General features: G+C 72.8%; 20 protein-coding genes. 4 read left to right on the plus strand and 16 right to left on the minus strand.

The window, feature by feature from the left end; translation table 11 throughout:
• Positions 1-81: 81 nt before the first annotated feature.
• The 11 genes from OUQ99_RS16305 to OUQ99_RS16355 all read right to left on the minus strand — a co-directional run bounded on the left by OUQ99_RS16305 (position 82) and on the right by OUQ99_RS16355 (position 13,394).
• The gene (locus OUQ99_RS16305; RefSeq protein ID WP_267944609.1) at positions 82-1,158 is read right to left on the minus strand and encodes a lytic polysaccharide monooxygenase; all 1,077 of its coding nucleotides are present in this window, start codon (positions 1,156-1,158) and stop codon (positions 82-84) included.
• A gap of 78 nt (positions 1,159-1,236) precedes the next feature.
• Positions 1,237-2,595, minus strand: coding sequence for a cellulase family glycosylhydrolase (locus tag OUQ99_RS16310; protein WP_267944610.1), 1,359 nt, complete (start codon positions 2,593-2,595; stop codon positions 1,237-1,239).
• Between the two features lie 160 nt (positions 2,596-2,755).
• Positions 2,756-4,186, minus strand: a complete 1,431-nt coding sequence (locus tag OUQ99_RS16315; protein WP_267944611.1) for an endo-1,4-beta-xylanase — start codon at positions 4,184-4,186, stop codon at positions 2,756-2,758.
• Between the two features lie 83 nt (positions 4,187-4,269).
• Positions 4,270-6,405: a glycoside hydrolase family 48 protein gene (locus tag OUQ99_RS16320; protein WP_267944612.1), complete on the minus strand. Its 2,136-nt coding sequence runs from the start codon at positions 6,403-6,405 to the stop codon at positions 4,270-4,272.
• A gap of 540 nt (positions 6,406-6,945) precedes the next feature.
• A complete protein-coding gene (locus OUQ99_RS16325) occupies positions 6,946-7,665 on the minus strand; it encodes a nuclear transport factor 2 family protein (RefSeq protein ID WP_267944613.1) in 720 nt (239 codons plus the stop codon).
• A 220-nt stretch (positions 7,666-7,885) separates the two neighbouring features.
• Entirely contained in the window at positions 7,886-8,557 is a 672-nt protein-coding gene (locus tag OUQ99_RS16330; protein ID WP_267944614.1) for a maleylpyruvate isomerase family mycothiol-dependent enzyme, read from the minus strand.
• Between the two features lie 110 nt (positions 8,558-8,667).
• The gene (locus tag OUQ99_RS16335; protein WP_267944615.1) at positions 8,668-9,489 is read right to left on the minus strand and encodes an IclR family transcriptional regulator; all 822 of its coding nucleotides are present in this window, start codon (positions 9,487-9,489) and stop codon (positions 8,668-8,670) included.
• Positions 9,486-10,325: a carbohydrate ABC transporter permease gene (locus OUQ99_RS16340; protein ID WP_267944616.1), complete on the minus strand. Its 840-nt coding sequence runs from the start codon at positions 10,323-10,325 to the stop codon at positions 9,486-9,488. The genes OUQ99_RS16335 and OUQ99_RS16340 overlap by 4 nt, the downstream gene beginning before the upstream one ends.
• The gene (locus OUQ99_RS16345) at positions 10,322-11,191 is read right to left on the minus strand and encodes a carbohydrate ABC transporter permease (protein WP_267944617.1); all 870 of its coding nucleotides are present in this window, start codon (positions 11,189-11,191) and stop codon (positions 10,322-10,324) included. Before OUQ99_RS16345 ends, OUQ99_RS16340 begins: the two co-directional genes overlap by 4 nt.
• Before the next feature lie 87 nt (positions 11,192-11,278).
• On the minus strand, positions 11,279-12,577 hold the full coding sequence (locus tag OUQ99_RS16350; RefSeq protein ID WP_267944618.1) for an extracellular solute-binding protein: 1,299 nt from the start codon (positions 12,575-12,577) through the stop codon (positions 11,279-11,281).
• A 196-nt stretch (positions 12,578-12,773) separates the two neighbouring features.
• Positions 12,774-13,394 carry an FMN reductase gene (locus tag OUQ99_RS16355; RefSeq protein ID WP_267944619.1) on the minus strand — a complete coding sequence of 207 codons (621 nt, stop codon included), beginning with the start codon at positions 13,392-13,394 and terminating at the stop codon, positions 12,774-12,776.
• A gap of 239 nt (positions 13,395-13,633) precedes the next feature.
• Here OUQ99_RS16355 and OUQ99_RS16360 point away from each other — a divergent pair, with 239 nt between their 5' ends.
• Entirely contained in the window at positions 13,634-14,077 is a 444-nt protein-coding gene (locus OUQ99_RS16360; protein ID WP_267944620.1) for a hypothetical protein, read from the plus strand.
• A gap of 54 nt (positions 14,078-14,131) precedes the next feature.
• On the opposite strand, the gene OUQ99_RS16365 is transcribed toward OUQ99_RS16360, so the two are convergent.
• The 4 genes from OUQ99_RS16365 to OUQ99_RS16380 form a co-directional block, all read right to left on the minus strand.
• A complete protein-coding gene (locus tag OUQ99_RS16365) occupies positions 14,132-15,241 on the minus strand; it encodes an LLM class flavin-dependent oxidoreductase (protein WP_267944621.1) in 1,110 nt (369 codons plus the stop codon).
• 222 nt (positions 15,242-15,463) lie between these two features.
• The gene (locus OUQ99_RS16370; RefSeq protein ID WP_267944622.1) at positions 15,464-15,844 is read right to left on the minus strand and encodes a hypothetical protein; all 381 of its coding nucleotides are present in this window, start codon (positions 15,842-15,844) and stop codon (positions 15,464-15,466) included.
• Between the two features lie 6 nt (positions 15,845-15,850).
• Complete coding sequence (locus OUQ99_RS16375) at positions 15,851-16,942, minus strand: glycosyltransferase family 2 protein (protein ID WP_267944623.1); 1,092 nt, start codon at positions 16,940-16,942, stop codon at positions 15,851-15,853.
• Positions 16,939-17,100 carry an LPXTG cell wall anchor domain-containing protein gene (locus OUQ99_RS16380; protein ID WP_267944624.1) on the minus strand — a complete coding sequence of 54 codons (162 nt, stop codon included), beginning with the start codon at positions 17,098-17,100 and terminating at the stop codon, positions 16,939-16,941. The genes OUQ99_RS16375 and OUQ99_RS16380 overlap by 4 nt, the downstream gene beginning before the upstream one ends.
• A 472-nt stretch (positions 17,101-17,572) precedes the next feature.
• On the opposite strand from OUQ99_RS16380, the gene OUQ99_RS16385 reads away from it, so the two are divergent.
• The gene (locus OUQ99_RS16385) at positions 17,573-17,725 is read left to right on the plus strand and encodes a hypothetical protein (RefSeq protein WP_267944625.1); all 153 of its coding nucleotides are present in this window, start codon (positions 17,573-17,575) and stop codon (positions 17,723-17,725) included.
• Positions 17,726-17,782: 57 nt separating this feature from the next.
• On the opposite strand, the gene OUQ99_RS16390 is transcribed toward OUQ99_RS16385, so the two are convergent.
• A complete protein-coding gene (locus tag OUQ99_RS16390; protein ID WP_267950405.1) occupies positions 17,783-18,145 on the minus strand; it encodes an ADP-ribosylation/crystallin J1 in 363 nt (120 codons plus the stop codon).
• 752 nt (positions 18,146-18,897) lie between these two features.
• Here OUQ99_RS16390 and OUQ99_RS16395 point away from each other — a divergent pair.
• On the plus strand, positions 18,898-19,884 hold the full coding sequence (locus OUQ99_RS16395; protein WP_267950406.1) for a LacI family DNA-binding transcriptional regulator: 987 nt from the start codon (positions 18,898-18,900) through the stop codon (positions 19,882-19,884).
• A 260-nt stretch (positions 19,885-20,144) separates the two neighbouring features.
• Entirely contained in the window at positions 20,145-21,347 is a 1,203-nt protein-coding gene (locus OUQ99_RS16400) for an MFS transporter (RefSeq protein WP_267944626.1), read from the plus strand.
• Positions 21,348-21,406: the final 59 nt, after the last annotated feature.

Below are 21,406 nucleotides of genomic sequence, written 5' to 3' on the forward strand. Positions count from 1 at the left end.
CGGTGTTCGGCGTTTCGCACGCCGGCGCCCCGCGCGGGTCGGAGCGCGGCGGTCCGGGCCCGCGGTCGCGGGCGGGGCCGGTCAGTCCTCGTGGCAGGCCACGAGGGGCTCGATGTTCACGCCCGGGTGGGTGGCGGTGAACCCGAAGCTGGTGGACTCCCCGGGATCGAGCTGCCCGTTGTGGGCGGAGTTGCGGGCCTCGAAGTGCGCGCCGTGGTTGACGAGGGCGGCGTTCCAGACGCTGGAGATCTCCTGGCGGTTGGCGAACACCCAGTCGACCATCCAGCCGTCGACGCCCTCCTCCCCCGCGGTGACCTCGACGTCCACCTGGAAGCCGTTGGACCACTGGTTGGTGACGGTGTACTCGGCCGTGCAGTGGTCACCGGGCGGGTCGGTGGGGCCGGGCGTCGGCTCCTCCGTGGGGTCCGGGTCCGGGGAGGGGTCCGGGTCCGGGGAGGGGTCCGGGTCCGGCCCGGGGCCGGTGCCCGGGTCCTCGCCGAAGACCACGTCGGAGCAGTTGTAGAACGCCTCGGGGCTGTCGGAGCGCTCCCACACCACGTAGACGATGTGGCGCCCCTCCCGGTCCGGCAGGTCCACGTCCCAGTAGTACTCGGCTCCGGCGTCGCCGCCGCTGCGCAGCGGCGGGTCCGTCACCTCGTCGACGAGTTCCAGGTCGTCCCAGTTCAGCGCCTGCTCGGGGTCGAAGCCGTCCTCGGTGACGTAGGTGCGGAAGACCCCGGGGTGCGGGGCCCAGGCGTTGTGCCGGAACTCCACGGTGGTGTTCGGCTCCAGGGCCGTGGTGGGCCAGTCGGTGCGGGCCGCGTTGAAGGCCGCGAACCTGTCGGTGGGGCCGCACAGCTCGCCGTCGGCCACGACCTCCTGGTGGCGGCCGTCGGCGTCGCTGATGAGGTTGCCGAACCAGTTCCAGAACGGGTAGTCGCCGCCCTCGGCCAGGGCGTCGGCGCAGGCCTCGTTGGTGGGCCGGAGCGCGCCGCCGCCGGTGCCGCCGGTGGCGTCCTGGAAGCAGGCGTAGGTGCGGCTGGCCGGGTAGGTGAACGCTCCGTGGGCCTCGGCGGAGTCGGGCAGGACGACGACGGCGGTGCCGACGGCGAGCCCGCCGAGCGCCGCTGCCAGGGCGATGGCGTTGCGTGACCTCATGGGCCACTCCTATCTCTGTGGGGGAGGCCCGGCCGCGCGGGGCGGCGCGGCCGGGGTTCTGTTCCGACCCTGTACGGGTCAGGCGGAGCAGGAGAGTGCGGGAGCGGAGAGGGTGCCGCCGTGGGTGCCGGTGAAGCCGAACGAGGTGGACTCGCCCGCGTCGAGCGCTCCGTTGTAGGGGGCGTTCACGGCGGTGACGGCGGATCCGCTGCTGGAGACGGTGGCGTTCCAGGCGTGGCCCACGGCCTCGCCCGCGCCGGCGGTCCAGGTGACGGTCCAGCCGGTGATGTCGGTCGCGGCGGTGACGGTCACCTCGCCCTGGAATCCGTCGTGCCACCGGTTGGTGACGCGGTACTCGGCCCCGCAGTCCCCGGCCGGGTCGGTGGGCTGTTCCGTGGGCGGGTCGGTGGGCTCCTCGGTCGGCGGGTCGGTGGGCTCGCCCGGGCCGCCGTAGACCGGGGCCTCGACGGAGGTCTCGGCGATGCCGTCGGGACCGTGGAAGATGCGCTCGCCCCAGGGGGTGAGGCTGTCGACGTCGAACCCCTCGACCATGTCGAGGTACTCCACGGGGGAACCGTTGCCGCTCCAGGACCAGCCGATGTAGCCCAGGCCCAGGCGCTCGGTGTGGGCCATGATGGCGTCCTCGTCGGGGTTGCCGTCGCTGTGGTCGATGCCGAACTCGCCGACGATCAGCGGCAGGCCGGCGTCGGTGAAGTGCTCCAGGTAGGAGACCACCGTGGACTCCTGTTGGTAGACCCCGTACATGTGGACGGAGAACACCGTGTTGGCGTCGGGGTCGGCGTCGAAGACGCCCTGGGCGTTGTCGCGCATGGTCCCCGACCAGTCCTGGCCCCAGTTGGGAGCGTCCACGACCAGGGTGTGGTCGAACCCGGCGTCGCGCAGCCGGTTGATCGCCTCGCCGGTGGCGGAGGCCCAGTTCTGGTTGGTGGCGGCGTCGTTGCCGAAGGGCTCGTTGCCGATGTTGACGAGGACGTGGTCCTCCTCCCCCTCGACGGCGTCCTGGACGCGCAGCCAGTAGTCGACGGCCTGGTCCAGGGTGGCCGCCCCGTCCTGGTCGCCGTAGCCGGTGGTGTCGTGCACCTCCAGCATGCAGATCAGCCGGTTGGCCTTGCAGTCGGCCACGACGGCGGCGACGTCGGCGGCGCTGTTCTCGGTCCAGCGCTGCCCGCTGCTGAGGACGACGCGGACGGTGTTGGCGCCCAGGGACTTGATGTCGGCGAGGGCGCCGGTCTCCTGGGGGTACCAGGTGTGGGCGTGGCTGACGCCCCGGATGACGAAGTCGTTCCCGGCGGCGTCGACGAGTCGGCCGTCGCTGACCCGGAACCCGGTGTCGGCGTGGGCCGGCGCGGTGTGGACGAGGAGGGCGGTGACGAGGCTGAGGACCGCCCCGAGGGCGATGAGCAGGCGTGTGGCCATGGGGTCTCCAGTGGTGGGGGGTGTGTCGTGGAGGGGGCCGGGCGCCACCGGCCCGAGGAGGGGCGGGCCGGTGGCGGTCGGTGGGCGCCGGCCGGGGGCCGCCGTGGGAGGCGGCCCCGGTCCCCGGCGCCCGGTCGTGGGGCGGGCGGGCCCGCGGGGGTCAGGTCCCGGTGCAGACGGGTTGCGGTGCGGAGACGGTCCCCTCGTGGGTGCCGGTGAGGCCGAACGAGGTGGACCGGCCTGCCGCGACCCTGGCGTTGTGGACGGCGTTCACGGCGGTGACGGCGGACCCGCTGCTGGAGACGGAGGCGTTCCAGGCGTGACCGACGCGTTCACCTCCGCCGAAGTCCCAGGTCACGGTCCATCCGTCGAGGTCCCTGCCGGCGGTGACGGTCACCTCGGCCTGGAAGCCGTTCGGCCACTGGTTGGTGACGCGGTACTCGGCCTCGCAGTCCCCGGCCGGGTCGGTGGGCTCCTCCGTGGGCGGGTCGGTCGGCTGTGGGCCCGGGGTGCCCCCGAGGGCCTCGTGGACCGCCCAGTAGGCGGGTTTGGGCTGGTAGGACTCGTCGATGGGCAGGGCCGCGCCCTGGCCGTCGAAGTGGTCGGGGACCCAGGAGTAGGCGTCGGTGACGCCCCAGACGGTCACGCCCGTGCAGCCGTCGACCTCCAGGCAGGTGGTCACGACCTCCCGGTAGTCGTCCGCCTGCCGCTCCAGGTCGGCCTGGCTCGCGGGGACGTTCATCCGGATGTCGAGCTCGGTGATCCGCACCTTCAACCCGAGGTCCGTGAACCGCTCGATGTTCTGGCGCATGCTGGCGGGGACCTGTCCGACGATCAGGTGGCTCTGGAAGCCGATCCCGTCCAGGGGGACGCCCTGGTCCAGCAGGTCGACGACCAGGTCGTAGTAGGCGTCGCTCTTGGCGTTGACGCCGTCGATGCTGTAGTCGTTGATGTACAGCTCCGCCGCGGGGTCGGCCGCCCTGGCCATGCGCAGGGACTCGGCGACGAAGTCCTCCCCCAGGGTGCGGTGGAAGACCGAGTCCCGGAACCGCGCGTCGTCCCCGATGGGCTCGTTGACGACGTCCCAGGTGTCGATCCGCCCGGCGTAGCGGCCCATGGTCGTGCTGATGTGGTCGTCCATGACGGCCAGCAGCTCGTCGGCCGTGAAACCGCCGCCGGACACCCACGAGGGCAGCTGGCTGTGCCAGACCAGGGTGTGTCCGTGGACGTCCTGGCCGTTGGCCTCGGCGAAGTCCACGACCCGGTCGGCGCCGGCCCACGAGTACTGGCCCCGCTGCGGTTGGACCGCCTCCCACTTGAGGTCGTTCTCGTGGGTGACGGAGTTGAACTCGGCGGAGGCGGTCTCCGCGTACTGGGCCTCTCCGAGGCGGTGGGACGCGAGGGCGGTGCCCATGAACACGCCCCGCTGGTCGGCCAGGTCCCGGAGGGTCTCCTCCTGCGCGGTCCCGGCCGGCGGCTCCTCCTGTCCGTGGGCGGAGGCCGCGAAGCCCCCGGCGAGCAGGCCCGCCGCGAGGACGGTCGCGGCGACGGCCCCGGCACGGCGGCGCGCGTGCCCCGTGTTCTCCGACATGGTCTCTCCTACCTTTCCACGATGTGGCGTTGCGGGATGGGGGGCCGGGCGCCCGCGGCGCCCGGCCCCGAGGTGGTCCGTGCCTATCCCGCGCCCTCACCGCCCTCCCCGGCCGTGCCGCCGAACAGCTCGCCGTGGGTGGCGAGCGCGGTGGCCACGTCGACCTGCGCCCAGAAGCGGTGGTAGGTGAACTCGGGGGCCTCTCCCCCGTCCAGGTAGGCCTGGACCTGCGGCCAGTCCTCGTCCTGCTCGTAGAAGGAGCGGATGGAGGCGAACGTGGAGTCGGAGTCGATCACGTCGCCGTTGGGCATCTGCCCGGTCCAGCCGTCGGGGACGTAGAGCCCGCCGTTCGGGGAGTCGAACGGGTCGTCGAAGCGCTCGTAGTCCGCCCTGGTCTCGGGGACGGCGACGCCCAGGTCGTCCTGGTGGACGAGCAGCGCGTCGAGCAGGCCCTCGGCGGTCTCCTGGGAGGCGGTGTCGCCGGTGGCGGCGGCGTAGTGCATCAGGGTCTTGGCCAGGCCGGCGGCGATGCCGACGTCCTGGTTGTGCGAGACGACCTCGACGCTCAGGTCCGGGTTGCCCGTGGGCTCACCGGTCCAGTCGTCGGGGGCGCCGCTCCACTCCATGTCGGCCGGGACGGCGAAGTCGCCGCCCTCGCCGACGGTGGTGTTGGCGATGGCCCAGGGCACCCAGGAGTCGAGGATGTCCCCGGCTCGCTCGTCCCCGCTGATGCGGTAGTACTCGGCCACGCGCTCGATGTCCCAGACCTGGAAGCCGAACCACCGGTTCGAGGGCGGGTCGTGCCAGACCGGCTTCTCGTCGTAGAACATGCCGTAGAAGGTGGGCGTGTCCGCGGGGGGCTGCGCGTAGGTGCCCTCCCAGCTGTTGGTCGCGCCGCCGGCGATGCCGCCGTCGGAGGACTGGAGCCACTGGAGGAACTCCAGCTGGCGGTCGAGGCTGGTGCCCCAGTCGTCGGCCCCGGTGGCCGACTGCGGCCGGAGCTCGTCGACCTCCGAGAGCGCGTAGGCGGCCATCACGTTCTGGTAGCCCTGGTGGGCGGAGGATCCGCCGATGCGCCAGGCCCAGGGGTACTGGGCGCTCTCCAGGGCGCCGCCCCAGGAGTAGTACCAGGCCATGAGGTAGTGCGCGGAGTCCTTGCCCGTTCCGGGCGGGCAGGACTGGGCGCCGACGCAGTCGCCGACCTCCTTGAAGTACTTGTCGAACATCGCGTAGCGCAGGTAGTCGCCCATCATCGCCGCGTTGGAGACGTTCTCCGCGATGGCGGACTCGTTGCCCTGCTCGCTCGCCCACTCGTGCGCGAGGTAGGCGACCTGGACGGCGCGCGCGTCGGCGTCGGGGGCGTTGGTGTAGCGCCACTGCTCCGAGGCCTGCGGGTCGTCGACGAACAGGTTGAGGTAGCCGGTGCCGTCGTCGCCGCCGTGCGCGAACGTCTCGCAGGAGGGGTGGGGCACGGTCTCCCAGACCGACTCGTTGGAGCCGCGCTGGAAGGTGTTGATGTAGGCGGGGGCCTCGTCGCTGCCGTCGCCGCAGAACCCGTAGCCGTACGTGTTGTCCACGTCCAGCAGCCAGTGCATGCCGTAGACCTCGTCGGTCCCGTAGGTGCTGCTGAGCTCGGCCGCGAGGGGGTCCTGTCCGGCCTCCACCCCCTGGTCGAGCGGCATCGGGTAGTCGCTGGGATCCAGGGACTCGGGGATGTAGGTGGCCGGCGACGAGGGGTCGTAGGCGCCGTTGGTGGGCTGGTCGGCGGTCCCGGGGATGATGAAGGCCTCCATGGAGGCCCAGGCGTCGTTGAACGGCTGCCAGTCGCCGGAGACGCGCCCGTAGGTCGCCTCCAGCCACAGGTAGTAGCTGAAGGCCTCCGAGGTGGTGGCGTGCCCGTGGTCGGGCGCCTCCACGATCAGGGTCTCCACGGAGTGGTAGGGGACGAGGAGGCCGTCGAACTCGCGGAAGTAGCCGCTGGACGGGTCCTTGATCTTGTCGTACTGCTCCAGGAAGGAGGCCTCGTACTCGGTGATCTCCGGGTTCTCGGCCAGGAGCGCGTCGGCCACGGGCGTGTACTCGTAGGTGGAGGCGGGCTCGGCGGGCCCGGCCTGGGCGGAGGGGGCCACCGTGAAGGTGGCCGCCACGAGTGCGGCGCTCACGGCCGCGGGGAGGGGCCACCGCCGTCTGCGGCGGCGGGTTGCGGGTCGGTCGGTCACATCGTTCTCCTCGGAGGGTGCCCCGCAGGGGCCTCTCCGGTGCCGCGGAGCAGGGGCGCGGCGCCCCGGGCGGTGCGTCGGCCGGGGTGTGGCGGCGCCTCGGCGGGGGCAGCGGGGGGCCGAGACAGGGGGCTTGTGCGGGCCTTGAGGACGGGGGGCGCTGGCCGCGGCGGCGTCGGCGTCGACGGTGCGGGGCCATGGGGGGCGCGGTGTCCGCGCCGGTCTCGCTAGCGGTGCCTTCCGGTGCCCAGGGGGACCCGATCCCTTTTCGGGAGCGCTCCCATGAGCAGTGCCGAAAAGTTAACACCATTGATAAGCGCCTGCAATGGGGTCAACCAGAGGAATCCGGCCCAGGATTCGTGATCTACGGGGCTTTTCGGACAGACAGTGGGAAGCGTGCCCGAAGGAGGGACCGGAGACCGCCGGACCCTCCGTCCCGGGGCCCGTCGGAGCCGGGACGGGACCGGCCCCCGCGCCCGCCCCGGAACGCGCGCGACCGACGCGCCCCGGCCCCCGGGGCGTTTCGGTCCGCCGCGGCGGTCAGCCCTCGGCCACCGGCCAGTCGACCAGGGTGACGGGCTCGTCGCCGAGCACCCACGCGTCGTGGTTCGGCGGCAGGCACACGACCTGTCCGGCGCGCACCTCGCCCTCCGTGCCGTCGTCCATCTGCCAGCGCAGGGCGCCCGAGACGACGTAGGCGCGGTGGTTCGCCATGCACTTCGCGGTACCCCTGGACTCGGCCATGTCCACCGTCCAGCGCCAACCGGGCCGCAGGGTCATCCGGACGGCGGTGTGACCTCCCACCCGCAGTGCCTCCGTGCGGGCCCGGTCGAGGACCTCGGTCTCCTCCGCCCGGGCGAAGTCGCCCGTCTCCGGCCGCGGGGCCGCGGGCTCGTCCCAGGCCTGCACCGTGGACTGGTGGGAGATCCGCCCGTCCCTCAGGTCGAGCATGGTCATGCTCATGACCCGGGTGCCGTCGGGGTAGGAGCAGCGCTCGGTGTAGGCGGCGTGGTCGGCGTCCACCACGCAGTCGAGGACCTCGTGGGTCATGTCGCGCGAGAAGACCTCGCGCAGGGCCGGCGCGATGGCGGCCTTCCCGTGCAGGACCGCCGGCCTGCTGGGCTGAGCCCTCTTGTCGATCATCTCCATCTCGGCGTCGTCCGCGAACAGCGCGAGCATCGCGTCGGCGTCCGCCGACTCGACGGCGCGCGTCAGCGCCCCGCTGTCGAACCGGGGGTCCGTCTCGGTACGGGTGGACATCGTCCGGCCCTCCCCTCCCCGCCCGGGCGGCCAACCCTTGACCGGTCGGGCTCTCTACCCAGTCTGCGCCCGGTCCGGGTCCCGCTTGCGTCAAGACGGGGCCATCTCTGCACATGCCGGCGGAGGCCCCGGGCGCCGCCCCCTGCTGTCGGGGGCCGCCGTCCCCGTCCCCGTCCCCGGCCGCGGGGCACGGGGCACGGGGCACGGGGCCGCGTTGCCTTCACACGACCAGGTCGGCCGCGGGCGCGGGCAGCGTCGGCAGGAACGGGGCCGCGGACGCGGCGTCGCCGCCGCTCCAGTCCATGGCGAGGATCTGGGCGAGGCTGCGCCGACCGGTCACGGCGCGGGCGAGCTCGAAGGCCGTGCCCCTGAGGGTGAGCACGGCGCCCTCGCCGAGCGCCCACTCCTGGCCGGTGTCGGTCGCGACCACGCGCACCGGCGGGAGCTGCGCCGACCATCCCCCGGCCAGGCCGCCCAGCGGGAAGTCCGCGAGCTGGTCGGCGTCCTCGGTCTGCGCGGGCAGGCCGAGGGCGCCCCGGACGTCGTTCTCGTGGTGCCACACGTCCAGGGCGGGCAGGCTGTGGCGCCTGCGCCTCCGGGCGGTGAGGAGTTCCAGCAGGGCCGGGGTCGTGCGGGTCCACTCGGCGAGGACGGCCTCGAGGCCGTGGCCCTCCCGGTCGGCGACCTGGCGCGCGGTGACCTCGTCGCCGGCCGGAGGGGTGACGTCGCCGTGCACCACGTCGGCGCAGAGCCCGGCGAGGTGGGCGTAGACCTGCCTGACGGTCCAGTCGGGGCAGGCGGGCACGACGGTGCCGAGCTGCTCCCCGTCGAGGGTGGCGGCCAGGTCGAGCAGGCGGTTCTGACACGTCTCGTAGATGCGCGCGGAGTCCATCCCCCGAGCCTAACTAACAGCGTTAGGCCAGGGTGGGGCCGCCCCCGGGGAGGACGGTCCCCGCGGACGCCTCCCGGGTGCGGCTCCGGGGAGCGGGGGCCGCGGCGCCCCTACCCGCCCCGACCTGCACTGCTCGCTGCCTCGACCTGCCCGCCGCCCAGCTCGGCGGAGATGCGCGCGGCCACCGCGGCCACCTCCGGCCCCAGCCTGCGCACCTCGACCACCGGCAGACGGCTCACGAGGGAGGAGACGCTGATCGCCGCCACGGGGTCGCGGTTGTGGTCGAACACCGGTGCGGCGACGCAGCGGACCTCGGGCTCGTTCTCCCGGTCGTCGATGGCGTAGCCGCGCTCGCGCACCCGGCGCAGCTCCCCGGCGAGGACCGCCGGATCGGTCACCGTCCTCGCGGTGACCGCAGGGAGGCCCGCCGCCACCACGTCCTCCACGAGGTCGTCCGGGCAGAACGCGAGGATCGCCCTGCCCACCGCGGTGCGGTAGGCGGGCATCCTCGCGCCGATCCGCGAGGCCATCCGGACCGTGGCCGTGTTCTCCACCTTGTCCACGTAGACGACGTCGTGGCCGTCCAGCAGCACCAGGTGGCAGGTGTGCCCGGTGCGCCTCATGAGGTCGCGCAGGTGGTCCGAGGCGACCGAGCGCAGCTCCATGTCGTCCAGGTAGGCCTGCCACAGGGTGAGGGCGGCCGTGCCCAGGCGGAACCGTCCGCTGCGCGGGTCACGGGTGAGCAGGCCGTACTCCACCAGCGGAACGGACAGGCGCAGCACCGTGCTCTTGTTCACCCCCACGTTCTCGGCCACCTCGGTGAGGGTCGCGCCGCCGCTCCCGGCCGGGCTCGCCCGGACGAAGTCCACGATGGCCAGCGCGCGGCGCAGCGACGCCGACGAGTTGCGCCGGGGTGCCGGGGCCCGGTTCACCCCTTCACCGCCCCTCCCAGCCCCGAGGCGAGGCGGTGCTGCACGAACAGGAAGAACACCAGGACGGGGATCGTCATCAGGACCGATCCCGCCATGATGCCGCCCCAGTCGTTCTGGTCCGGCTTGAAGAGCGACAGCAGGGCGATCGGCAGCGTCTGGTTCTCCTGCGCCGAGATGATGAAGGTCCGGGCGAACAGGAAGTCGTTCCACGTCATGATGAACGAGAAGATACTGCAGGCCACCACGCCCGGGGCCACGAGGGGGAAGAGCACCCGGGTGACGAAGGCGAGGCTTCCGGCGCCGTCCAGCCAGGCCGCCTCCTCCAGCTCCCGGGGGACCGCCGAGACGAAGCTGCGCAGCATCCAGATCGCCAGCGGCAGGGCGAACGCCGTGTGCACCAGCATGAGCGATCCCAGGTGGTTCAGGCCCAGTTCGGGGACCCCCTGGCCCACGGCGCGCATGAGGAAGAACAGCGGGATGGTCAGCGCCTCCACCGGGACCATCTGCGCCACCAGCACCATGACGAGCAGGGTGGTGCGGAGCCGGAAGCGGTAGCGGGTGAGCGCCACCGCGGCCAGGAACGCGCAGAGGGTCGAGGCGGTCACGACCACGACCGCCACCAGCGCGCTGTTCAGCAGGTACTGGCCGAACCCGTCGACCGTGAGCACCCGTCGGAACGAGTCCAGGGACGGGGTGAGGGTGTAGGGCGTGGTGTCGCCGGCCTCCAGTTCGGCGCGCGGCCTGAGCGCCGAGAGCAGCATCCAGTAGAGCGGCAGGGCGACGACCAGCGCGACGAGCAGTCCCGCGATGTCGTTCCTGAGTCGGCGGAGCGTCACAGGACCTCCCCTTGGCGGCGCAGGGCGCGCAGGTAGACGAGCGTGATCAGGAGGAGCAGCAGCGTGGTGATCACGCCGATGGCGGAGCCGAGCCCGTACTGGCCCGAGGCGAACGCCTTCTGGTACGCGTAGACGTTGAGCACGAGGTTCTGTCCGGCGATCCCGCCGCCCCCGGTCATGACGTAGATCTGCGTGAAGATCTTGAAGTCCCAGATGATCGACTGGATGGTCACGATGGTCACGGCCGGGCGCAGGATCGGCAGCATCACCGACCAGGCGATCCGGGACGTGGAGGCGCCGTCCAGACGCGCGGCCTCGACGACCTCCCCGGGGATGGCCCGGATGCCGGCGTAGAGGGTGACCATGACGAACGGGAACGAGCACCACACCACCTGCGCGCCGACGAGGCCGAAGGCCGACCACTTGTCGTAGGTCCAGGAGTGCCCGGCGAACTCGGTCAGGCCCAGCCCGGCGAGCGCCTGGTTGACCGGGCCGAGGGTGGGGTCGAACAGCAGGAGCCAGACCGCGCTGCCGGTGACGGCGGGCGTCGCCCAGGCCCCGAGTGCGGCGAGGAAGAGCAGGGTGCGCACCCAGGGGGTCAGCCGGGTGGCGAGCACGGCCAGCGCTCCGCCCACGGCGAGCGTGCCCGCGACGCACGCCGCGGCGAAGCCGACCGTGTTGAGCAGCACCTCCCAGAACTGGGCGTCCGCCAGCAGTTCACGGTAGTTCTGCCAGCCGACGAAGCGCAGGGGCTCGGCGCCCGTGACCTGGGGCTGGCGGTAGTCGAAGAAGGAGACGAGCACCAGCTGGTAGAGCGGGTAGACGAGCATCCCGCCCAGCACCACCGCGGCGGGCACCAGGTACATCCAGGGTTCGACCCCTCGGCTCCGGTTGCCGGAGGGCCCGCCGGTCGGGCGGCGGCGAAGAGCTGTCCGGTTGTCCATGTCGGCGCGTCACCCCCGCCCGAAGGCGTCGTCGAGGGCCCGCGCGGCCTCGTCCGCGGCCTGGTCGACCGAGGCGTCCCCCGCGGCCAGGCGCTGCACCATGGCCGGCAGGATGCCCTCGGCGTCGACGGTCGCCCAGGAGGGGGTGACCGGGACGAACCGGGTGCCCGCGTCGATGGTCTCGACGAAGGGGGCGATCTCGTCGTCGGAGGCGGCCAGCTCCGCCCGGACGTCGGTGAAGACGGGCAGGTTGCCCATGGCCTCGTACATGCGCAGCTGGTACTCCTTTCCGGCCAGCAGCTTCACGAACTCCACGGAGAGCGTGCGCCGCTGGGTTCCGGCGAGGACGCCGAGGTTGTTGCCCCCGGCGAAGGCCGGGGCGATGCTGCCGGGCTCGGTGCCCGGGAGCGGTACGACCGCGGCGTCGTCGGCGATGTCGCTGGCGCGCACCGCGTTGAGGTTGAAGTTGCCCCCGATGGTCATCGCAGCGCTGCCGGCCACGAAGTTCTGCACGGAGGCGTCCCCTCGCATCTCCGAGCAGGTCTGGGGCGGGCACACGTCGTCGGAGAGGATCTGCCCGTACAGCTCCAGGCCCTCCTTGGCCTCGGCGGAGTCGATGGTCGCGGTGTAGGAGTCGCCGTCGGGTTCGGCGATGTCGCCGCCGTGCGCCCAGACGAACGGCATCATCGCGTAGGTGTAGGCGCCGCCGGCGGAGACGCCCAGCATCCGCGGGTCGTCCTCGCGCACCGCCCGGCCGGTCTCCACGACCTCCTGCAGGGTCCGGGGGACCTCCAGCCCGAGGTCCCCGAGGACGTCGGTGCGGTAGTAGAGGGCGCGCACGCCGAGGAACCAGGGCACGCCGTAGTCGGCGCCGTCGACCCGTGCGGTGGCCGCGACGTCGTCGGAGATGTCCGCGCGGGGCTCCCAGTCGGCCAGGTCCTCGGTGAGGTCGGCCAGGCCCGCGGACTCCACGTACCCGGCCAGGTCGGTGTTGCCGTACTCGGCGACGTCGGGGGCGGAGGCGGGGTCGAGGAAGGCGCCCTGGAAGCGCTCCGCGCGGGTCTCCACCGGGATGTACTGGACCTCGACCTCGACCCCGTCGTGCGCGGCCTCGAACTCCTCCACCGCCGCCGCCACGACCCGCTCCTTGGGCGCCTGGTCGACCTCGGAGAACAGCCAGACGCGGAGGGTTCCCTCCGTCTCGTCGACACCGGAGGCGGCGCCGCTGGTCTGGAGGGGCGCGCACGCGGAGACAAGGGCGGCAAGCCCGAGGAGCGCGCAGGCGCGCACGGGTCCTGAGAATCGCATCGGTACTCCCTCACCAGGCCGGTGGGGTGGGGTCGGTGGGGACCGACAGCCTGGTGGAGTGACCGTAGTCACTCGGTCCGACTCCGTTGAAGGGAGGAGTGCCAATGTTGTGCAGGGCACAACGGAGGCGCGCAGTGCAGTGCACTGCGCGCCGTGGATCCGCCCCGGTCGGGCGTGTTCGGGGTGCGGCGGGGGGTCAGGTTCCCAGGCCGGACATCAGTTCCGCGAACGACGTGGGCTCCTCGTAGGGGTCGTCTGCCCCGGGGGCGTGGTCGGCCGCGAGCAGGGCCAGCTGCCGTGCGGCACGGTCGACGCGCTCGGACAGCTCCCGACCGCCGCCGCCTCCCGCCCCCCAGTCCTCCGAGGCCGCGTACACGCCGGTCGGCACGACCACGGAGCGGGTGTAGGCGAACATCGGGCGCAGCGCGTGCTCCAGCACCAGCGAGTGGCGCGGGCTGCCGCCGGTCGCGGCGACGAGCACCGGCGTCCCGTCCAGGGCCTCGGGCTCGACGATGTCGAAGAACGACTTGAACAGGCCGCTGTAGGAGGCGTTGAACACGGGGGTGACGGCGATGACGCCGTCGGCGGCGGCGATGTCCTCCAGGACCCCGGGGAGCTCCCCGGTGGGCACCCGGGTCGTCATGGCGTTCATGATGTCGTGGGCCAGGTCGCGCAGCTCCACGACCCGGGTCTCGACCTTCTCCCCCCGGTCGGCCAGCGAGGCCTCGGTGGCGGCGGTGAGCCGGTCGGCCAGCAGCCGGGTGGAGGACGGGGTGCTCAGCCCCGCCGACACGGTGACGATCCTTCGGGTGCTCATGCCTGGCCTCCACGCGAAAGGTTTTCTAAGAAGAAGTTTCCTAGAAAGGATAACACTCGGAACGTCCGGCCCCCGGGGCCTATTCCCCGTGACCGGTCGGCCGAGCTCCTCGAGAACGCATGAGTTTCCCCCGCACCACCTGGGGGAACGCCCCGGCGCCCGTGCGGCTCACGTGTAGGGCCCTTCCCTGCGGCTATGTGCCTGGGAGGAGACGTCCCCTAGCGCGGAGGAAACGTCACATGAACGCACGTACCAGACCGTCGAGCGTCACCGCGGTCCTCGTCCTGCTCATCCTGATCACCCTCTACCAGCTCGGAGCCGGCGGGCTCGCCCTCCTCGGCGGGTTCGCCGCGCAGGCCGCGCCCTCGATGCCGACCGCGACCGAGGTCCCGGCCTGGGCCATCTTCGTGGCCGCCGCCGTCGCCCTCGTGTACGGGGGCGCCTCGCTGGCGCTCACCGTCATGGTCGCCCGGGGCCGTCCCGCGGCGCGGCCCGCGGCCCTGGGCGTCAACGCCGTCTACGGCGTGGGCATCCTCGCCCTGGCCTTCACCCCGGTCGCGGGACTCCCGGAACTCGTCGCCGCCGCGTTCGCCTTCACCGTGATCGCGCTGCTCTACTCCGGGGGTGCCAGGGCGTACTTCGCCGGGAGCGCCTCCCCGGCGGCGCCGGGCCCCCTCGCCTGACACCCGGTCCGGGGTGCGGGGCGCACCCGCACCCCGGACCGGGCGGGCCGGGGCTCAGGCGCGGCCGGTCTGCGCACCCTTGTCGCCCCCGGCGCCCTTGGCCGCCAACAGGGAGGCGTGGGTCGGGGCGTCGGGGACGTGGGCGGGCCGCCCGGCCGCGAACTCCTTGCGCAGCACCGGGACGACCTCCTCGCCGAGCAGGTCCAGCTGCTCCAGGACCGTCTTCAGCGGCAGGCCGGCGTGGTCCATGAGGAAGAGCTGGCGCTGGTAGTGGCCGAAGGAGTCCCGGAAGGTCAGGGTGCGGTCGATGACCTCCTGCGGGCTTCCGACGGTCAGCGGGGTCTCGCGGGTGAACTCCTCCAGGCTGGGCCCGCCGCCGTAGACGGGGGCGTTGTCGAAGTAGGGGCGGAACTCCTTGACCGCGTCCTGGGAGTTCTTGCGCATGAAGACCTGCCCGCCGAGGCCGACGACGGCCTGGTCGGCCTTGCCGTGGCCGTAGTGCTCGAAGCGGCGCCGGTACAGGGAGATCAGCTTCTTGGTGTGCGTGGCCGGCCAGAAGATGTTGTTGTGGAAGAAGCCGTCACCGTAGTACGCGGCCTGCTCGGCGATCTCCGGGCTGCGGATCGAGCCGTGCCAGACGAAAGGCGGCACCCCGTCCAGGGGCCGGGGCGTGGAGGTGAAGCCCTGGAGGGGGGTGCGGAACTTGCCCTCCCAGTCGACGACGTCCTCCCTCCACAGGCGGTGGAGCAGGTTGTAGTTCTCCAGCGCCAGCGGGATGCCCTGGCGGATGTCCTGGCCGAACCAGGGGTAGACGGGGCCGGTGTTGCCGCGGCCCATCATCAGGTCCACCCGGCCGTCGGCCAGGTGCTGCAGCATCGCGAAGTCCTCGGAGATCTTCACCGGGTCGTTGGTGGTGATCAGCGTGGTGGAGGTGGACAGGATCAGCTTCTCGGTCCGCGCCGCGATGTAGCCGAGCATCGTCGTCGGGGAGGACGCCACGAACGGCGGGTTGTGGTGCTCTCCGGTGGCGAAGACGTCGAGGCCGACCTCCTCCGCCTTGAGCGCGATCGCGACCATCGCCTTGACCCGCTCGGCCTCGGTCGGCGTGCGTCCCGTCGTCGGGTCGGTGGTCACGTCACTGACTGAGAAGATTCCGAACTGCATGGCCTGCTCCCCGATATTGTTTCCTGAGAAGTAATTTCCTATGAAGGTATCACGGGGAACGGGTGGGGCGACACAGGTATTCCCCGGCGTCCCCGGAGCGGAAGGCGTGGACGGCGGCGCCCCCGCAGGACCGCCGCCCCGGGGTCCGGGGCGCCCCGTGCGGGAGGAGGGGTCCCCTCGGTTCATGGGTCCCCTCCCCCCGCCTCCGACCGCCCCGCTCCCTCACGCCGGGGAGGCGCTCCGGGCGGCGGCCCCGGGTTCCGCCTGCGGGGAACCGCCGGCCATGGCGACCTCGACCCCCTCCCTGGTGCCCCAGCGGGTGATCCGCCTGCAGGTCAGCATCGCGTAGAGGTACAGGGGCCGCAGCACCAGGAGCCTCCACACCGCGGCCGCGGGGGAGACCAGGTACAGCATGAGCAGGTAGCCCGCCGACTCGTCGCTCCTGCGCATGGTGAACAGGCGCAGCGCCATGATGTAGTTGATCGCCAGGCCGATCACGAGTGCGGCGACCGCGATGGACCTCCACTGTTCGCGCAGGCCCTCGTCGCACAGCACGAGCAGCGGAACCGCGTAGGCCACGAACATGTGCAGGTACTCGGTCACCGTCCCCTAGAACACCACGCCGCGCAGCGGCATGTACCTCAGCCACCACAGGTGCCGCACCGTCGTCCCCCTCATCCAGCGCAGCTGCTGGCCGAAGTAGTGGCGCGGGCGCTCCGGGACGAGGGTGAAGACGATCGCGGACGGCTGGTGGACGGTGTCGCCCTTGAGCAGGGCGTAGAAGGTGAGCATGGAGTCGTCGTTCATCTGCATGGGACGGCCCCAGAAGTGCTCGTTCTCGTAGGCCCCCGCGCTATCGCGGACCGTCTGCGCCCGGTAGAAGGCCAGGGTGCCGGAGTTGATCGTCACCCGGCGCAGGACCGACTGCGCGCTGCGCAGGCCCCGGGTGAACGGCAGGTAGAGCACACAGGTGAGCCTGGTGAGCAGGTTGGCGTCCCTGTTGAGCACCAGGACGTGGCCCGCCACCGACTGCACCCGCGGACTGGCGAAGGGCGCGAGGCCCTCCCTCACGGCGTGGCGGTCGAGCACCGAGTCGCTGTCGAGAGTGACGAAGACGTCGGCGTCGTCCTCGGCGAGCACGTGCATCTGGGCGAAGCGCTTGCCGCGGTTGGCGGTGCGGTCCCAGGTGGCCTCCACCCCGTGGCCGGCGGCCCGGGCGAGGAACGCGTCGCGGATGCCGCCGTAGTCCACGGGCTCCCCGTCGGCGTCCACGGACCCGTCGTCGACGACCCGCACACGGTCCACCGTGCGGCTCTGCGCGAGGACCGAGTCCAGGCACGCGCGCAGGACCAGCGGGTCCTCGTTGTAGACGGGGACCTGGACCGTCACGGTCAGGGAGTCGAGCGCCACCTGTTCGTCGGCGGTCGCGCGGACGGGCCTCTCCAGCCAGGCGAAGGGCGCCCACCACAGGAGCAGGAACGAGGCGAGCCACACCATGGCCAGGCTCGCCCGGGGTTCGTGGAACCCACCGACCGCGCCGACCACGTGGGCCATGCCCCACACGGTGAACGCGGCGAACGCGAGCATCCCCAGGAACGCCATCGCGCCGGGGCGCGCGGTCCTGGCGGTGGGCAGGACCGGGTCATGCGGCGGCCGGGGCCGGCCCCCGGACCGGTCCGCGTCGCGGAAAGTGAGGGTCATCGCTCCAGCGGTCCCCTGTCCCGGCGGAAGGAGACGCGGACGAGCAGCGCTCCGGCGACGACCAGGACGAGGCCGACGACGACCAGCCAGAGGTAGCCGGCGGCGAACCCCGTCGCCGCGAGCGTCGCTCCGGAACCTGTGGAGTATCCGTAGGGCATGTGGGCTTCCTCGGGATCGGGTGACTTTACGTCACATGTCTCCCACGGAACGTCCTCGCCTCCAAAAGAGAAAGGCCAATTTCACGCAAAGACCGGGGCATGGTTCGCGAACCGCTCCGCCGGGGGTGCGGACACCGGAGCGTGCGCGGGACCGACATGTCCGGAACGCGTTACCGGAGCCGGTGGCCGAGCGGTCCGCCGGACGGTCGGCCCGACCCGCTCCGGCACTCCGTCCACAGGCCGGAGGCCGTCTGTTCACGCGGATGTGGTGCGCGGGTATGACCATGCCCAGGGACCGGACACCTCCCGGGGAAGGGAGACCGGTGCGACGCAAGCCGAACGGTCGTCACCGCGTGCTATCCCTGACCCGAACCCCGCGGTCACCGGGAGTCACGGCGACCGGGACGTCCGAGCACGTGATCACACGAGAAGGAGGAGGGCGCGCCCCACCGGCCCCCGCGCCCGGAACCCCATGGCCACCACCCTCGACCCCCGACGCGACCCCTCCGCACCGGCCACCGACCGCACCGACCGCGAGCCCGTCGTGCTCGCGGACGCCTTCGGCGACGTCCTCGCCGCCCTCACGGACCTGGACCCCGACCTGGCACTCGTGCCCGACGCCTGACACGCCGACCGGCGGGACCCCGCCCCTGCGGCCGGGGTCCCGCCCGCTCCCCTGCCGTCAGCGGGGGGAGACCCCCTCGGGGTGCTCGGGCAGGTAGGACCACACCAGCTCGATCGGGCCGCGCAGGTGGGCGTTGAACTCCGCCAGCTCCTCCGCGGGCACCCACAGCTCCAGGATCGTGCGTCCGCCCGCCTGCCTCACGGGGTACCGGGACGCGAATCCGGCGTCCACGCGGAACCGGGTGACGTGCCCCTCACCGTCGCGTGGCAGGTTCCACTCCCTGGCGATCCTCTCCGCGTACCCCCGGTTCAGGACCGGGTAGAAAATGGGCTGCTCCGGCAGCCGCGGCGGCCACTCCCGCCAGCCGGAATCCCTGACCAGGGCGAGTTCCCGGGGCCCTGTGGGCCGCCACAGGGTCATCGTCCCCGGCGTGCCCCCGCCCTCTCCTGTGCTGTTCACAGCAGGAGCATAGACATCCCTTGCCCCAGTCAGCACCCGCTTTTTACCGGCCGGACCGAAAATCGGTGCGAGGAACGGGAACACCACAATCAGACGAAGCGTTCTCACAGGTGAAGCGCCCCAGACCGAACCCCGACCCCGCAGTCTTCCCACACCCACCCAGGTCCTGTGAGGCGCTCGCACCACAAACCAAGCGCGGATGCACGCGCTCGTGTCGGCAATGGGGGTTTCCGGCACGTATTCAGTCGCTGCATCCGCCTTCCCAGCGGCCAGACCGCACTCAGTGCACACTGGCCGCGCCCGCTGTGGCCCGCGTTGGGGGACGTGGGCCACAGCTACGTCCGGGGACGTGCCGCCACACCGGCACGTCCCCGGACCCTTTTCACCGCCCTTCCCCCGACCACCGCTCCCCGTGCCTCCCTCACGTGCGCGTGCCGGGGTCGCCCCGCCGCCCCGCCGCTCCGGCGGAAGGCCGGGGCCCGCCCGCGGGACGAGGCCCCCGACACGGCCTCCCCCTCCCCGGCTCCCACATCTCCTCCACGAGGTGTCGGGCCATCCCCGCGCCGAGGACGCGGACGGCAACCGGACGGCCGGGGCCGCGCCCCGCAGTACGATGCGCTTACACCAGCGAGTCCGAGGGGACGCAGATGCCGAAGCCCGGTGACCCCGGCGCGGGCGGGCCCGGGGGGCAGCGGCCCGCCCGGCGCCCGACCATGGCCGACGTCGCCGCCCGCGTGGGCGTCTCCCGGCAGCTGGTCTCCCTCGTCCTCGGCGGGCGCCCCGGCCCCAGCGCCTCCGCCCGCGAGCAGATCCTGCGGGCGGCCGAGGAGCTCGGCTACCGGGCCGACACCGCCGCCCGCCTCCTGCGCCGGACGCGCAGCCGCCAGGTCGGCGTGCTGTTCACCCTGGAACACCCCCTCGACGCGCACGTGGTCGAGGCCGTCTACCCGGTGGCGGCCGAACTCGACTACAGCGTCGTCCTCAGCGCCATGCTGCCCACCCGCACCGAGCGCGAGTCCGTCGACGACCTCCTGGGCCTGCGGTGCGAGGCCCTCATCCTCATCGGCATGTCCGCCGCCGCCCCGGCCGACCTGGCCAAGGTCGCCGAACTCGTGCCGGTGGTGGAGATCGGGCAGCGCACCGGCGCGCCCGGCACCGACAGCGTCCGGACCGCCGACGCGCGCGGGGTCCGCCAGGCCGTCGACCACCTGGTCTCCCTGGGGCACGGCGACATCGCCCACGTCGACGGGGGCGACCTGCCCGGAGCACGTGAGCGCCTGAGGGGGTACCGGGAGGGAATGGCCGCCCACGGGCTCTCCGGGCGCGTCGACGTCCTCCCCGGCGACTACACCGAGGAGTCCGGGGCCCGGGCGGCGCGCACGCTGCTCTCCCGGGTCCGGCCCCCGACGGCCGTGGTCGCGTGCAACGACCTGTGCGCCCTGGGCCTGGCGGGAACCCTGGTCCGCGCCGGGACCTCCGTTCCGGAGGACATGTCCGTGGTGGGCTACGACGACAGCCGCACGGCCCGCCTGCCCTTCCTGCGGCTCACCTCCGTGCGTCAGGACGCGGCGCAGATGGCCCGGCTCGCGGTCCGCTCGGTGGCCGAGCGGCTGGACGACGGGCGCACCGGGAGCCGACACCTGGTCCTGGAGCCCGTGCTCACCGTCCGGAGCAGCACCGGACCTCCCCCGCGGCGCTGATCCGGCCCCTCCGGGGCCTGCCCCCGCTGCGGGTCCGGCCGGGACGCGGGAGTGGTGAGGCTCTCCCCCCGCACGGGACAGATCACACCGGAATCGTTTGAGAACCCCCCGGCCGTGCTGCGAGGCTGGATTTAGCACGTGCCAAACGACCCTTGCGCGCCTCGGCGCTCCGGCAGGGTCGCCGAGGCGCGGGCTTTCCGGGCGACGGCGCCCGCCGCGATCCCCGTCTCTTCCCCGTCCCTTGTCTGGAGGGCCCACCCATGCCTCTGGCCCTGCTCGCCCTGGCCCTCGGGGCCTTCGCCATCGGTACCACCGAGTTCGTCATCATGGGACTGCTGCCCGACGTCGCCGCCGACCTCGGCGTCTCGGTCCCCACCGCCGGCTATCTCATCTCCGCCTACGCGCTGGGCGTGGTCGTCGGCGCGCCGCTGCTCACCGCGCTCAGCACACGTGTCCCCCGCAAGACGGTCCTGCTGCTCTTCATGGGACTCTTCCTCGCGGGCAACCTCGCCACCGTCCTGGCGCCCTCCTACGGGGCCGTCTTCGCCTCCCGGGTCCTGGCCGGCCTGCCGCACGGGGCCTTCCTCGGCGTGGGGTCCCTGGTCGCCGCGCAGATGGCCGGCCCCGGCCGCCAGGCGACGGCGGTGTCGCGCGTCCTCCTGGGCCTGACCGTGGCCAACATCGTCGGGGTGCCGGTGGGCACCTTCCTGGGCCAGGCGATGGGATGGCGCGCCGCCTTCCTGGTCGTCTCCGGCATCGCCCTGCTCGCCACCCTGGGCGTCGCGGCGTTCGTGCCGCGCCAGCCCGCGGCGCCGGGGGCTGGCCTGCGCCAGGAGCTGTCCGAGCTGGGACGCCCCCAGGTCGTGCTCGGCCTGACCACCGCGGTCTTCGGTTTCGCCGGGGTCTTCGCCGTCTACAGCTACGTCTCGCCGATGATGACCGAGCTGGCGGGGATGTCCGCGTCGTCCGTGCCGGTCGTCCTGGCCCTGTTCGGGGTCGGCATGACCCTGGGCTCCCTGGTCGTGGGGCCCCTGGCCGACCGCGCGCTGCGCCCCACCATCTACGGCTCCCTCGCCGCGCTGGCGATCGTGCTGGCGCTGTTCACCGTGACCGTGCACAACCCCTGGACGGCGGCGGTCAGCCTGGTCGTCCTGGGGGCGGTGGGGTTCGGCGTGTGCACCCCGCTCCAGGTCCTGGTGATGAACCGGGCCGGGGCGGCGCCGACCATGGCCGCGGCCTCGAACCACTCCGCCTTCAACCTGGCGAACGCGGGCGGGGCCTGGCTGGGCGGCGTCGGGATCAGCGCGGGCCTGGGCTACACCTCCCCCGCCGCGATCGGCGCGCTGCTGGCCGTCGTGGGCCTGGGCATCGCCGTGCTGGCGGGCTTCCTGGACCGCCCCCGCGCGGGAGGCGCCCGGGAGGGCGCCGGGGCGGAGTCGCCGAGCTTCAGCACGGCCCCCTGAGTCCGGGCCGCGCCGGGGAGGCCGAAGCAGCCTCCCCGGCGGTCTCCACGGCGCGGTCG

Source organism: Streptomonospora nanhaiensis (assembly GCF_026642255.1).
GTDB classification, from domain to species: domain Bacteria; phylum Actinomycetota; class Actinomycetes; order Streptosporangiales; family Streptosporangiaceae; genus Nocardiopsis; species Nocardiopsis tropica.